The following is a 13,655-nucleotide window of genomic DNA, read 5'->3' on the forward strand; positions in this document are numbered from 1 at the left end:
TGCTCAATTTCTCTAGAATACGTATTTGTATTGCAGTGAAGCGAGCTACGTATACTTTAATACAAATCAATTTCACTTTTTTGTGATTTTTTCAATGTATTATGTTGTTTTTTAGATTAATTCTTCTCGATGCAATTTCCGTTCCGATTAAGGTAATTTAGCAAAAATAATTGCTTATTTTTTTGTTATTTACACATTTATTACACTATGTCACTGATATACTTCATATTCCGGTGTTTTATCTAATATTTCAAATTCAGAGTTATTACTTATAAATTCCGGTACAATGATCTTTAAAATCTTAACCACCTGTAACCCATCTTTTTTTATAGCTGATCTCATAATCTGCTTGCATAAAATTTCTATATCTCCAAACTCCATTACCGGATCTTTTGATATCATAATTTTCTCATGATGCGTAGGAATAGTAGTGGAATTATCCGTTAAAAGTTCCTCATATAACTTTTCACCAGGCCTTAAACCGATAAAGTCAATTTCAATATCAACATTTGGTGTGTATCCTGATAATTTGATCATCCTTTTTGCCAGATCAAGAATTTTAATAGGCTTACCCATATCAAAAACATAAATTTCACCTCCATTTCCCATTGTTCCTGCCTGAAGCACCAATTCACAAGCCTCAGGAATCGTCATAAAATAGCGGATGATATCGGGATGGGTAATGGTAACCGGACCTCCCTTTTCAATTTGTTTTCTGAAATGTGGGATGACAGATCCATTAGAACCCAGTACATTTCCAAAGCGGGTTGTAATAAATTTGGTTGTATTATCAGGCGTATTTTGCAAAGACTGCACAAAAAGCTCAGCAGCTCTTTTTGACGCTCCCATTACATTAGTAGGATTTACAGCCTTATCCGTAGATACCATCACAAAACGATCAACATTATATTGTCTGGATAGCAACGCCAGGTTTTTAGTCCCTCCGATATTTACAAAAATAGCTTCGTGTGGATTATCTTCTATTAAAGGAACGTGTTTATAAGCTGCCGCATGATACACTATTGAAAACTGGTAATCGTCAAATAGTTTTTCCAGTCTGTAGAGGTTGGAAATATCTGCCAGTACAAATTTGAATTTTTGATTGGGAAATCTATCCAGTAATTCAAGCTTCAGCTCATGCAAAGGCGATTCTGCCTGATCCACAACAACAATAAGTGAAGACCCCAGCTGAGCAACCTGTCTTACAATTTCGCTTCCAATAGACCCTGCTCCTCCAGTAACCAAAATACTTTTATTAAAATGACGGCTTTTTACCTCTTCACTTTCTATTTTTATTGGGGTACGGTCTAACAAATCTTCAATCTGAAGAGGACGAATTCCCCCGATAATCCCATCTTCCTTCGTTTTGTTTACTTTAGGTGCTTTGAGTACCTTCCATCCATTGTCTAATGCAAAAGCCGTCCATTCTTCCATCTTAGGTCTGGACATTGTCTCGTTGATTAAAACTGCATCAAACTGACGCAGCACATGATCATTTTTAAGAAGCTTCTTTTTATTATAAATTTTATGCCCCAGCAACATTGCTTTTTTAGAGTCTGATCTGGCACTGAGAAATCCTGCCAGCTGATAAGGATGATCCGGATTATGAATAATAGCATTCGCCAGTGAAACAGATTCACCTTCTATTCCTATAACAGCAATTCTTATTTTGGATGAATCTTTCCTGGAATCCATAAGCAACTTAAAAAGCTGTTTGGTAACCATTCTGAAAAAGAACATCAAAAAAGTAGAAATAAAGAAAAATAAAAAAAGAACAGGATACAGATATACCGCTTTTCCCAGTATAAGTTCTGATATAAAATTCAACCCCAGCAAAACAATAAGCGTGCTGCCTGAAGCCCATACAATTTTGAAAAAATCAAAAAAGGTAGAATACCGTATAATCCCTGCATATGTTTTGAATAAAAACATAAAGAAAACATTGACTGCGATAATAACAAAAACCTTTTCATTGAAATATTCAATAAAATTAATCTTTACCTGAAGGTTTTTTAAAAACAGATATGAAATTAAAATTGAAAAAGAAAAAATCGAAATATCAATAAAAAAAACCAGCCATCTAGGTAAATACCTTAACTCTTTGATCCTGAAAACATTCCCCATATTAAAAAAATAGAACTAAAAAGTATTAAAACTTTATTTAATTCAACATTTGGTGTCTTTTTTTTTCAAAGCAAATGTAACAAATTATTATTTACATTTTCATTACCATAGATCAATTTTTGTTCACAAAAAAATAATATATTCACTATATACTTTAAACTGAATCATATATGTTTTTATTATTTTAAAAATTTAACAAATTTCATAAATATCTAAAAAAAATGTTAAAAAAAGTAGAGATATACTATCGCTAAAATCAGCTAAACACCTTCCAATACAAGAAAATTTACGCTTAAAAATTTTGTGTTATGAATAATTTTATTAAGATTCAGACAGGTCCAAAAACTTAATTATTCACAATAGGCAGAAGATATTATAATTTAATAAATAATAAAATTAGTTATTCATTAAAAACAGATTAATCAATTAGCCCATTTAACAATAAAAATTAAACAAGGCTTAAATAAAGCTTAAAAAAAAATTAAAAGATCAAATTTTGTATTTTTTGAACTGTATTTATAAGGTTTTTACAATCCAATTTTTTTAATATTCCCAATTTATCCCGATAATTTTTTTACCGAATATATTTTATATTTATTAACTGTTTGAAAAAGGGAAAGTCTTCAAAAACAGGGAAGTTTACCCCACCACCATTTTCTGCTCTTTTTAATTTCTTACAATACTCTACTCATGTATGTTGAGGAGAATTATATTTATAAATTCTCTCAACATACATTCGGGAAAAATTTGTGTTTTTAGACAATTTAAAACACTGTCTATTTACAGGATTTCAAAAATGACATAATATGAAACTTTCCCCATAATTAGTATAAAGCAATCCTATGGATATTTTACGGCATCTGACAGCTCAATAGGGTTATTATTTTGTTTTATTACTTCCTGTTTATTTTTCGCTAATTCGTTCCAATTAACATTTTTAACTTCATTCCCTTTCTCATCAACAAAATTCATTTTTATTTTCCCCATTTTGGCTTCTTTGTAAGGATCAAGATAATTATTTAAATATATTTTATTAAGTTGATCCCCATTAACCTTTATAATATTATGATTTCTGAAATTGACTCCATCATATGGGTCAAAAAAGCTTTTAAATAATTTATTTAAAAAAAAGTCATAGTTACCTTTATCATCATACATCCAAATAATTAAACCCGGTAACCCTTTAAATAAAAAAGGACCTTCAGAAATAGGGATATCTTGCGTAAACCAAGCTGTCCATTGTCTGTTTTTATATTTCAATGTTGCTTCCTGGCATTCATATTCTCCTATCTTTTTTTTACCTGAAGCTATTTTCCACTCTAACTGAGGTACCTCAGTTGTTACTTCGTAAACATCTACGAGTAAACGATAATATTTTTTTAAAGTGTTATTGTTTTTAACAACAGCATTATTAAAATTTATAGAAAAAGATTGGGGGTTTGCTCCACTATTTCTAATTGAATCGCTCTTATATAGGTTCTCTGCATAAAAACGAGACGAATTTGTGTCATAAATATCTAAAAACATGATGCTTTCTTTAGTTGCAGTTTGAGTAGAATCAGGTCTATATTTCATCTGATATGTTACTCTTATCTTTTGAGCTGCGAGCAATTGAATGGTAAAGGCTAAAAATAAAGTATTAGTTAATGTTTTCAAGTTCATAATATTTAATAGCATTAAATTTTAAAGGATTTTTACTCCAATCTTCCCAGATTCCTGTATATGGATCGTAACCACACTTTAAAGGTTTAGAGAAAATATTTTCTGGATTTTCTCTATACATCCGGCAATCAGTACAAAAATATCTATATTCACAGTCTTTGCAAACATCTATTTGATCTTTGGTAATAAACCTTTCTTTTTCAGTATTTATTTCCTGAGTTAAAGAAGAAATTGAAGCTGTATCTATATTGTTAGTGATTTTTTCTGCTGACGGACAGTTTTTTAAATCACCGCTTGAGGAGATAAATAATTTACCATAAAGGCAATTATTAACAGTCTTACTTTTGGATATATTATTTATATCATTCAGAAAATAATCCTCCTGAATTATGCCACAGTATTTTGGGTTTGTAATATTTTTTTCGTAATAAATTACAGTGAATAAGTTATCATCATCGACAATTGATTTATTTTTAGGAGCATTATAAAAATAAACCGTTTTTACTCGAAGATTTTTTTTCAATATTTCTATTGCGGTCATATCCTGTGGTAGTCCTGTATAAGGAAGTAAAATTTCAACTGTTCTTATACTGGAAAACTCAATAAAAGATAAAATTTCGTCCAATCTGGCCAAGGAAAATTCTAGGAACCTAATTTGAAGAAAGCTTGTTGAAAGATCCTCTATGATTCTGTATGCTCCAGCAGTTTCAAAATCATCTTTAATTTTATGTTCAATTATAACTTCGTTGATCTTGTTCGCTGTTCTCCATTTAAATTTTTTGCGGAACTTCTCCGGGGTAAAATTTTCTGTAAGGCTTCCGAATTTTTCGGCTATTAAAAAAGAAATTATTTCTGAAAGATCATCATCTACAGGGAAATAATAATCCTCGAAAAAAATGTCATAAAAATCTGTGATGTCTATAATTTTATTAAAATGAACATCGCAGAGTAAAATATTTTTAGCCCCCTTAACGATAAAGCAGTCCTGATATAATTCAAAATATTGTTTCATCTTTCGAACAATTTTAAATCTATAAACGGTGTGCATACCTTGTCATATACTTTTACCTTATAATTTATAGAATTATATTTATTAGAAATAACTCTATACTGTTCCTTCTCTGAAATGAATTTTTTAAGGGTATTGGCAAATTGATCATCAAGCAAAAAGTGAATGAGATTTATGTGTTTTTTATACTGCATCTTTTAATATTTTTTTTAATGCCAGGGCAATTTCAATTTCTAAATAGGTATTATTAAACACTGAATGATATGTGAACTGTCCTACAGGGTTTACTTCAAGAAAATAATATTCATTTTGGTTATTAACAATAAAATCTACAGAAGCGCAGTTCAGTTGGAGAATATCTAAAAGACTTCGGAGCTTTTTCTCCACATCTTCTGGAAGTTGGCAAATTTCAAAACGACAGTCATCATTAGCTACAGAAATGCGATGATCCACCATCTCATTATTATTGGTGATTATTTTTGTAGAGAAAAAATTCCCCAGAAGATAAAATACCCGAATTTCGTACTGCCGTTCAATTTTTGACTGAACTAAAGCCGGCCTAAAATAATCAGGAATAGAATTGATCTTATCATTTATTGAGGTTGTTTGCATCGTAATAATCCGATTTTCTGATCTAAAATTGATACAGTTTTCAAATGGCTTTGTAATAAGTTCCTTTCCTTCCTCCAGAAGAGATTCGACTGTTTTTTTATTATTGATAATAAAAGTTTCAGGAGTCAACAGACCACAAGCTTTTGCCGTTTGCATTTGAATAAGTTTATTTTCTGTCATAAAAAATGGATTGGTCAGCCAAACCACATTTCTTTTTTTTAGCTCAAATAATAGGTATTCACGCAATGCTCTTGCTTCAATCAGATTGTATTCTACAAGTGAAAAATATAAATTATTTCTAATATCTTTCTTCTGGTTTTCCCGCAGAGCATAAGGAAATTTTCTGAACCAAACGACTTTAAAGACATTAATAGAATGTTCACCAATAAATATCTCTCCGCTTTCGAAATTAATAGTTAAGACGTCATAAATATTATCATTGAGCACATAAAAGGGAACATTGTATTTGTTTAGCCAATTTGCAACCTGCTCGGTTGGGGTATCATCTGATTTTGAAATAATTAAAATCATAATATATTACTCTATCAAGCATTTGAAATCTTTAAAATAAAATTGCATTGTTTCATCAAATGTAGTTCTGGATATTTTAAATGATAATGCAGAATTACCACATTGTATGGTTTTAGTGATGAATTGTTTTGATTCTTTTGTCTGTTCCGAAAGTTTTTTATTCTCAACCACTAGAGCGCAATCATATGTTTTGTACGTAGAATTTTGAAGATAAAATAGTTTATCCCCTTTGTATTTATGGATAGGCTTATGAAGTGCTTTTTTTAGAGAATCGAATTCTTTTTTATTTTCTGCCATTTCAAAACCTCCAAATATTAGCATAGTTACATGAAGAGAATCATTTTTAAAACGATAATAATCACCTTCTCTTTCAAAAGAATTATATTTAGATAGATGACTATATTTATTAGTGTTACAGCTGTATAAAAAAAGAATGCACAGACCTATTATTAATTTATACATATAGTTTAGAATTAAATTTGAAAAACTAAATAGTGTGAAATACAACTACCTCAGATTAATCTGAGGTAGTTAATTTTTTAAATATTAAATTTTAGTAAGGACCATCGTTAGTTTGGTCAATAGGTGCGTCATCATCTTCCTGTAAATGATGAACTGTAATTACAATTTCCTTAATTGATCTTGTAGGAGCTCCTTCTCCACCGAATACTTTTTTACCAAAAGTTTTAGTAAAATTTCCTAGTCTTTTTGCTTCAAGATTCTTGATAGATTTTTCTTTTTTCATAATTGATTTTGTTTACAAGTTAAAAATATAAAATATTAATTAAATAACTCTAATCAATAGTGATTTTTTTATTATGTTAAATCCCTTAAACAAAGGCATTTACAAGAAGCGACAAACGTGTCGTTTTTTTCTTATTTTGCACTAATCGAAAGTAGACAATATTTTTATATAAGTTTATAACGTATTTTTCTAATTTTCAGAAAAAAATTCCTTAATTATTTATCTTTACAATATGGTAATAGGTGCAAAGCTTAAACAAGCAAAAGAAAGTAAGAGGATAAACCAAGAGGAATTCGCACTCATGCTAAAAAACCACGCAAAAAACAATCTCCAACTGGGAGAGTGATAAGAGTATTCCCTCGTTAGGTTATTTAGCAAAAATAGAAACTGTTTTGGAAGTTGATATTTAACCGCTTTATTTTCGTTTCCGGATTGTTCGGTGATGTCAATTCAATAGTGCTTTTAATTGCCAAAAGGTCTAATACCCCTGCTTTTGTCGGAATAATGATAACATCTGCAATATTACACAACTCAGGTAGTGTATTGGATAAATATGGGGGAGTATCAATAAAAAGCAAAAGCCCCAACTCATAAAGTCAAGTTCAATGCTACAATAAATATCCACTGTAAATATTCCCATTGTTATACCTGATATTGATTATAGCACTTTTACTTTTGCTTATCACGAACTTTTACTACTAAAATATAACCTTATTTCTATGCATATAGGGTTCAGTGTATAAAACAAAATGCCTATCTCGAGCACAACTAGCAACATCAATAAATTTTAATCTTACTAAAATTATCAACATGACAAATTCACAAAATTGTCTCGACAATTCCTCCGTTTATTGTGGGACTTATCACAAGCACAAAAATTCAAGCCTTTACGGCAAATGGTTAAATTTTTTACACTATTCAAGCTATGAAGAATTACAGGAAGCAATGTACAAGCTGTTTGAAAGCTAGGATTAATTGGAGAAAGTTTTAATTAGGTATAACCGAGCTTTTAAACTACACATAAACAAAAAAGCCCCCTCAAAAAGGAGCAATTTGTGACCGCGAAGGGATTCGAACCCCCAACCCTCAGAGCCGAAATCTGATATTCTATCCAGTTGAACTACGCAGCCATATTCATAAATAATGAATGATAAGTAATGAGTAATTCCAGGATTACTTATCATTCATTGTTTATTATTGATGATTAGAAAGTGATCTTCACTCCTCCCAAAATCTGTGCACCCAGGACTTTATATCCTTTGTATGTTTGGTATTTTGAGCTTAGAAGATTATTTCCGAGTGCGAAAATACTAAAATTTTTGTGAATTTTATACTCTGCGGAAAGATTTAAATCAGCATACCCCCCAACTTTATCGTTGGTATTCTCCGTAGACTGGAAAACCATGTCCGGATTAGCTATGCCTTCGATCATATAAGAGTTTGTAGTTCTGTCACTTGCGAAAATTCCTTTGAAGCCTAACAACAATTTCTTATCCAGCATTGTATATTTGGCTCCGATGCTTGCATTAAACAAAGGAACGTTATAAATGTCATTATAATTCTTCAGGTTGTATTTTGTAAACCTTAATTCTCCATCCAATACCAAGTTTGCCAATGGGAAATACTGTACACTTCCTTTGATATCGCTTACATTTCCATCGTCATATACCGTAGAGAATGTGTTGGCAAAGTTATAAGATGAACGGTTCAAAGTAAAGTCATTATCAAAAAGCCCATTCGCTTTAAAGAACATAATATCTTTCATTTTTCCATATCCTGCTGAGAAGTCGTATTTCAACGTTTCATCGATATCTCCTCTCAATCCTACATAAAAATGATATTGGGTCTCTGTAGGCTTTAAATATTGATCAGAAACCAGGAATGGATTAGCCTGCAGAAGGTCTGCATAGGTATTCAGCTTCAGACCTCCATCTACCCCACCATAGAATTTAAATTCTTTAGCTGCAGCAAACTGGAATTCCGCCTGTGGAAACCAATAGGTTTTATTAGTTTTCAAACGCTCTGCCATGAGATCATTTGAATTTTTAGCATTCAGGAAAGAGAATGAAGAACCTAACATCAAATAAGAATCTCCCTTTCTGAAAGTTACTTTAGGAGTCAGATTAGTGTTAAAAAAATTAGCCGAATTTTTATCCCGGATTGCAAAATCTGTTTTTACCGCATCTATTCCTACTCCTAAATCTGCATTCAGGTTAATTCCGGATTTACCAAGCTCAACAGCATGTTTTGAGAAATTAGCCAAAATGGAGACCTGATTTTCCTGGGCATCAAAATGATCTTTCAGGAATGATGATTTCACCCTTACATCATTTAAAATTTCATTGGAATAGAAATCATAATATCCGTTCACCTTAAACTGATTAACCTTTTGCTTCAGATCAACATCAGCAGAGGGCTGCAGGGCATAAATACCATAGTAATTGTAGTTATTCAATCCATATTCAGCGTTGATATTGAATTTTCCTTTATCTCCGTAGGAATTAAGGAAAGCTGCAAAATTGGCTGATGTCTGCTTTGACTTCCAGTCATAGTCTTTTTTAAGGCCATTTGTAGAAAGTACATGCAGATCTCCACCTACTTCAATTTTGTTCTCCAGCGTCTTGGAAATATTTCCATCCGCCAGTATTTTACCATAATTACCCATTCCGAACTGGAAATAATTATTCTGTGCCGTTCCATCGAATTTCGGAGCTACATCCTCTCCCTGAATCGTTGAAGTTTTAAAATCTGAAACCGCAGGAACATCCGTGATGGTATATTTCACAGGGTTCTGGGATTTCTCTTCCGGTGGATAATTTTTAATAGTTTCCACGGAAGTTTTCTTCTTCTCGATCTTCTTCACTTCCGGCTCTCTCTTTTTGTTAAGAACCAGCTTTTCCTCCTTGATCTGGGAAAACGCAAACTGCGAAGCCCCTAAAAATAATATGGATAATAATTGAATTTTTCTGTTCATATTTTCTTTATTTGAAAAATATAATGGGATCTATTTACTGGAAGCAATATAATTTCCCAACAAAGCTTTCCCTGACTGTTTTGAAAAAGTTCTGCCTAGCCTGAATATATTAAACAGCCAAAGGCTCTGATAAACTTGTAAATTATATTGATAATTTTTCGTGGTACTGTTCTCCGCTACATCATAACTGTAAGCAATAGTGTATGGGAAGCCTGAAGGCAGCAATCCTGCTGTGATCATAGTTCCAATCATAGGGTTTCCACATGAAGGAGTACGGGTAAGCATCGGATGCAGAGTTATTTTAGCTGCATTAGTACTGTCTTCCACCATTTCATAAATACCAGCATGCTTTAAAATATTATACTCTTTTTTAAGATCTTTATTCACCACAAAAGCTTTTTGCTTCGGAAAATCAGCTTTAGCTTTCCTGTATTCTTTGGGATAAGCACTGTATGAAGGGATGCAGCTCCAAAGGGACGCAGAAATCAAAAAAGAATATATTGTTATTTTAAACATCTTTAATTCTTATTTTTTAATCTGTTTTTTAACTTCTTTTGCTTCTGCAACAATTTCCGGGAAATCTTTATAATTGGCAATGATCTGATCACAGGTATAACTTGCCTGATAATTGTCTTTCAGACCGATATAGTTTTTCGCCATCAATACCAGCGCTTTTGCTCCCCAATATTCTTCTGATGAATAATTGTTGGCAAGCTTAAAGATGGCTTCGTTGGAAGATTTGAATGCTTTTCCTTTATTCTGATAATACGCTTTTGCATACAGTGCTTCTGCAGCAACCGAGGTATTGGATGATTTCTCAAGAGCAGTATAGGCAGACTGGGCGTCTTTATCTTTTCCTGAGTTCATCAGGCTTCTCGCCTTGATTACTTTAGCTGTTTCAATGACAGCTGCAGAGTTTTTAGAATTGGCAATAACGGCATTTGCTAATTTTTCAGCTTCAGAGAAGTTCTTTTCATCAGCATAAAGCTTCATCAGTTCAACATTTGCATAGTTTTTAATGCTGATATCGGAAGAGTTTTTAATTCCCTCCAGATACTTTTTAGCTTCAGCAGTATTCCCCTGTGCAAGGAAGATTTGTACTAAGCGGGTTTGAGCATCATCCTGATAATCATTCTGAACACCAGCCACCTCTTGAAGAACAAGCAGCGCTTTTGTTGAATTATTGGTTTGGTAATAGCTTTCCCCAAGTTCATATTTCGCCTGGTAAAGCCCCTCACCTGTTGGATTCTGTGTTAGATACTTCTCGTAATAAGAAATTGCGTTTTTATAATCCTTCTTAGAGAAATACTGTTTTCCTGTAGATAAGTTGATCTCATCAATTTCGGAAGCATCCACATTAACTCCAATCGTCCTGGCAAAATTTTCATATCCGGAAACATCTCCGTTCTTCGTGAAAATAGGTTTTGCTGCCTGAACGATCTTTTGAGCATATGCTGTATTTTTATACTGCTCACCCAAAGATTTCAGCTCAGAAAGCGCTTTGTCATTCTGGTTCTGATCGATATAATTCTGTGCCCTGTAAATAGATGCATTCGCAATCAGATCTTTGTCTGAAGATGTTTTAATCACCTTTCCAAAATAATCATTGGAATTGGTAAAATCATCCTGAGCGGCATAAGCCGTTCCTATTTCGTATTGTGCATCATCATAATATTCAGAGTCCGGATATTTTGATAAGAGATTTTTTAAATTATTGATTTTTGCCTGCGTATCTCCTTTAAATCCTAAAGCCATTGCTTTCTGATATACGGTATAATCCGTAGCATCTTCATTTTTATCATAAATGGCGATAGCTTCGTTCAGGTCATTATTCGCGTAATGAATATCTGCCAGACGAAGTTCTGCATCATTTTTAAACTCAGGCTTAGGATTCGTAAGATACTGTTTGAAATAAGCTGCAGCCTGATCAAATTTCTTAGATTTAAAATAAGCATATCCTAAATCATATGGCAATTGTTGTTTTTCAGGGAAGCTCTCGGTAAGAAGTTTTTCATAACGGCTTATAGCAGACGGATAATTTCCCTTCTGGTAATATACCTGTGCCAGCCAATATAAAGCTCTGCTGTTAAATTCTTTATTGATATTAAATCCAAGGCTTCTCAGAAAATACTTTTCAGCTTCGTCATAATTCCCTTTGTTGAACTCTTCTGTTCCCAATAAATAGGAAACCTCCTGATCTACTTTATTGATTTCCGGGGTAGAGCTTTGTAATCTGTCGATAGCATTCAGGGTTTCTTTATAGTTACCCGAATACAGATAAGATTTTACCAATAACGATCTCATCTCTGAGGCATTGGCAGCGTTCTGATTCTCGTTGATGTAGCTTTGGATTACCCCTGAAGGGCTTTCAAACGGGTTTCCGATATCATAGCTTAATTTAGCATATTGTTCATGGGCAAGCTTTTTCACTTTCGCATCATAATCCATCTGATAAGAAGAACGGAATGCCGAAAGTGCCTCCTGTTTTTTATCTACTGCCAGATAAGCATTTCCTAACTGGTAGTAAGCATTCTGTGCCAGTGCTGAATTACTGTTAACAAGCTGGTTGTAATAAGAAACTGCCTCATCATATTTTTTAAGCTGAGCGGCTACGAATCCCATTTCATACAAATCATTTTCAGATGGATTCTGCTGCACGTTCAGATAGTCTTTTAAGTGAGGATAAGCAGACGTGTAGTCATTTTTCATAAAGTAACTTTCCCCAATAATCTTATGAACCTCTGCTTTATAAGAATCTGAAATATTTTCGTTCAGTAAGGCATTCCCTTCAGAAATAGCCTGGTCATAGTTCTTATCATTATAATACAGTTGTACATAATAAGGACGCACCAGTTTTGAGAATTTATCCTGATCTTTTATAGAATCAAAATATTGGAAAGCTTTATCATTTTGCCTGTTGCTGTAATACAAATGCCCCAGCATATAGGCAATATCCCCTTTTTGAGACTGATCAGCCGACTTATAGGCTTCTTCCAGTGCATCGGTAGCACCTTTAGAATCTCCGGTCATAAATTTGGCATAGCCCAGTTTCAGAATATACTGTGTATTCTCCTCTTTGGAAAGCTGATACTGGTTTACTTTTTTCAAAGTTTCCAATGCTTTATCAAAATCTTTCTTTGCCAGATAATAATCCGCTAAAGGGAGATTAGCCTGGGCGAAATACGCAGAATTAGGATATTCTTTAATAAAAGCAGTTAAACCTTCTTCAGCATGATTTTTCTGGAGAATTACCCCAATCACATTGTCAAAAAACTGAGCCGCTTCCTTCTTTGAACGGGACAAATTCTGATTGTAGAAATATTGTCTTGCATATTCATATTGGGAAGCGTTGTATATTTTGGTCTGATAAAGATTTTCTGCCAGATTAAATCTATAATTTTCTTTCTGTGTAAAATATTGGGACTGTTGGGCATCGGTAATTCCGAAATAGATCACAGCAGCCGCTAAAAGTATTTTTTTTGATTTCATTCTTCTTGATATAAGAAAATTAGTCTAAATAAGTTAACGAAAATATTAAAAACTTATTGTTTAAGCAAGTTTTAACAGATTTAATAGCTTGGAATATCAATTCAACAACAATAAAAACTTTTCACTGTCTCATGATAAAATTTCTTACTTTAGTCTGATAAAATGTAAACAATTTTAGTAACCAGTTATCAAAAATACATTTTGGTCTGATCCTTTTTCTACAGCAGCTAAAAACATACCATTACATGGAAATTAAGATACTTTTAGCATTAATTTTTGTAAACCTGATGCAGACACAGAAATTTCACTTCCCCCAAACCGCTGTAACAGACTCTCTTGTTTTAGAAAAGCAGATGCGGGGTCTTGCTATGGAAACATGCTCCTGATCTTGATAAAATGCATAATACTACATATAAGTTTTAGCTTCAGGATCGTAAAAAGAGCTCATCCGTTTTTGACAAACCCAACAATAGAAGTTTCACAACGCACACTGTTGATTTTAAAGACCG

11 protein-coding genes and 1 tRNA gene are annotated in these 13,655 nt (G+C 32.7%); 2 read left to right on the forward strand and 10 right to left on the reverse strand.

Translation table 11 applies throughout. From position 1 onward, the window contains the following. Positions 1 to 210: 210 nt before the first annotated feature. The 6 genes from LQV47_RS18570 to LQV47_RS18595 all read right to left on the reverse strand — a co-directional run bounded on the left by LQV47_RS18570 (position 211) and on the right by LQV47_RS18595 (position 6,683). Positions 211 to 2,124: a nucleoside-diphosphate sugar epimerase/dehydratase gene (locus LQV47_RS18570; RefSeq protein ID WP_230040212.1), complete on the reverse strand. Its 1,914-nt coding sequence runs from the start codon at positions 2,122 to 2,124 to the stop codon at positions 211 to 213. 840 nt (positions 2,125 to 2,964) lie between these two features. Then, complete coding sequence (locus tag LQV47_RS18575) at positions 2,965 to 3,780, reverse strand: GLPGLI family protein (RefSeq protein ID WP_230040214.1); 816 nt, start codon at positions 3,778 to 3,780, stop codon at positions 2,965 to 2,967. Continuing rightward, positions 3,764 to 4,798: a grasp-with-spasm system SPASM domain peptide maturase gene (gene gwsS, locus LQV47_RS18580; protein WP_230040216.1), complete on the reverse strand. Its 1,035-nt coding sequence runs from the start codon at positions 4,796 to 4,798 to the stop codon at positions 3,764 to 3,766. The genes LQV47_RS18575 and gwsS overlap by 17 nt, the downstream gene beginning before the upstream one ends. Positions 4,799 to 4,978: 180 nt before the next feature. Further along, a complete protein-coding gene (locus LQV47_RS18585; protein WP_230040218.1) occupies positions 4,979 to 5,938 on the reverse strand; it encodes a hypothetical protein in 960 nt (319 codons plus the stop codon). A gap of 6 nt (positions 5,939 to 5,944) precedes the next feature. Next, complete coding sequence (locus LQV47_RS18590) at positions 5,945 to 6,400, reverse strand: hypothetical protein (RefSeq protein WP_230040220.1); 456 nt, start codon at positions 6,398 to 6,400, stop codon at positions 5,945 to 5,947. Positions 6,401 to 6,491: 91 nt separating this feature from the next. Further along, complete coding sequence (locus tag LQV47_RS18595; RefSeq protein ID WP_230040222.1) at positions 6,492 to 6,683, reverse strand: hypothetical protein; 192 nt, start codon at positions 6,681 to 6,683, stop codon at positions 6,492 to 6,494. 326 nt (positions 6,684 to 7,009) lie between these two features. Here LQV47_RS18595 and LQV47_RS22610 point away from each other — a divergent pair, with 326 nt between their 5' ends. Next, on the forward strand, positions 7,010 to 7,093 hold the full coding sequence (locus LQV47_RS22610; protein WP_354961243.1) for a helix-turn-helix transcriptional regulator: 84 nt from the start codon (positions 7,010 to 7,012) through the stop codon (positions 7,091 to 7,093). Between the two features lie 646 nt (positions 7,094 to 7,739). Here LQV47_RS22610 and LQV47_RS18600 read toward each other — a convergent pair. The 4 genes from LQV47_RS18600 to LQV47_RS18615 all read right to left on the reverse strand — a co-directional run bounded on the left by LQV47_RS18600 (position 7,740) and on the right by LQV47_RS18615 (position 13,146). Continuing rightward, a tRNA-Arg gene (locus LQV47_RS18600) sits at positions 7,740 to 7,813 on the reverse strand. A 74-nt stretch (positions 7,814 to 7,887) separates the two neighbouring features. After that, the gene (locus LQV47_RS18605) at positions 7,888 to 9,657 is read right to left on the reverse strand and encodes a TonB-dependent receptor (protein ID WP_230040224.1); all 1,770 of its coding nucleotides are present in this window, start codon (positions 9,655 to 9,657) and stop codon (positions 7,888 to 7,890) included. 30 nt (positions 9,658 to 9,687) lie between these two features. Beyond that, entirely contained in the window at positions 9,688 to 10,173 is a 486-nt protein-coding gene (locus LQV47_RS18610) for a hypothetical protein (protein WP_230040226.1), read from the reverse strand. Positions 10,174 to 10,182: 9 nt separating this feature from the next. Further along, complete coding sequence (locus tag LQV47_RS18615; protein ID WP_230040228.1) at positions 10,183 to 13,146, reverse strand: tetratricopeptide repeat protein; 2,964 nt, start codon at positions 13,144 to 13,146, stop codon at positions 10,183 to 10,185. A gap of 245 nt (positions 13,147 to 13,391) precedes the next feature. Between LQV47_RS18615 and LQV47_RS18620 the strand changes: the two genes are divergently transcribed. Beyond that, the gene (locus LQV47_RS18620) at positions 13,392 to 13,532 is read left to right on the forward strand and encodes a hypothetical protein (protein WP_230040230.1); all 141 of its coding nucleotides are present in this window, start codon (positions 13,392 to 13,394) and stop codon (positions 13,530 to 13,532) included. The last annotated feature ends 123 nt before the right edge of the window (positions 13,533 to 13,655 follow it).

The sequence above is a fragment of the Chryseobacterium sp. Bi04 genome, assembly GCF_918698085.1.
In the GTDB taxonomy this organism is placed as follows: domain Bacteria; phylum Bacteroidota; class Bacteroidia; order Flavobacteriales; family Weeksellaceae; genus Chryseobacterium.

Coding starts and splice junctions, on each gene's coding strand:
- LQV47_RS18570 (WP_230040212.1), bottom strand. CDS start 2,124: ATGGGGAATGTTTTCAGGATCAAAGAGTTAAGGTATTTACCTAGATGG.
- gwsS (WP_230040216.1), bottom strand. CDS start 4,798: ATGAAACAATATTTTGAATTATATCAGGACTGCTTTATCGTTAAGGGG.
- LQV47_RS18585 (WP_230040218.1), bottom strand. CDS start 5,938: ATGATTTTAATTATTTCAAAATCAGATGATACCCCAACCGAGCAGGTT.
- LQV47_RS18590 (WP_230040220.1), bottom strand. CDS start 6,400: ATGTATAAATTAATAATAGGTCTGTGCATTCTTTTTTTATACAGCTGT.
- LQV47_RS18595 (WP_230040222.1), bottom strand. CDS start 6,683: ATGAAAAAAGAAAAATCTATCAAGAATCTTGAAGCAAAAAGACTAGGA.
- LQV47_RS18605 (WP_230040224.1), bottom strand. CDS start 9,657: ATGAACAGAAAAATTCAATTATTATCCATATTATTTTTAGGGGCTTCG.
- LQV47_RS18610 (WP_230040226.1), bottom strand. CDS start 10,173: ATGTTTAAAATAACAATATATTCTTTTTTGATTTCTGCGTCCCTTTGG.
- LQV47_RS18615 (WP_230040228.1), bottom strand. CDS start 13,146: ATGAAATCAAAAAAAATACTTTTAGCGGCTGCTGTGATCTATTTCGGA.
- LQV47_RS18620 (WP_230040230.1), top strand. CDS start 13,392: ATGGAAATTAAGATACTTTTAGCATTAATTTTTGTAAACCTGATGCAG.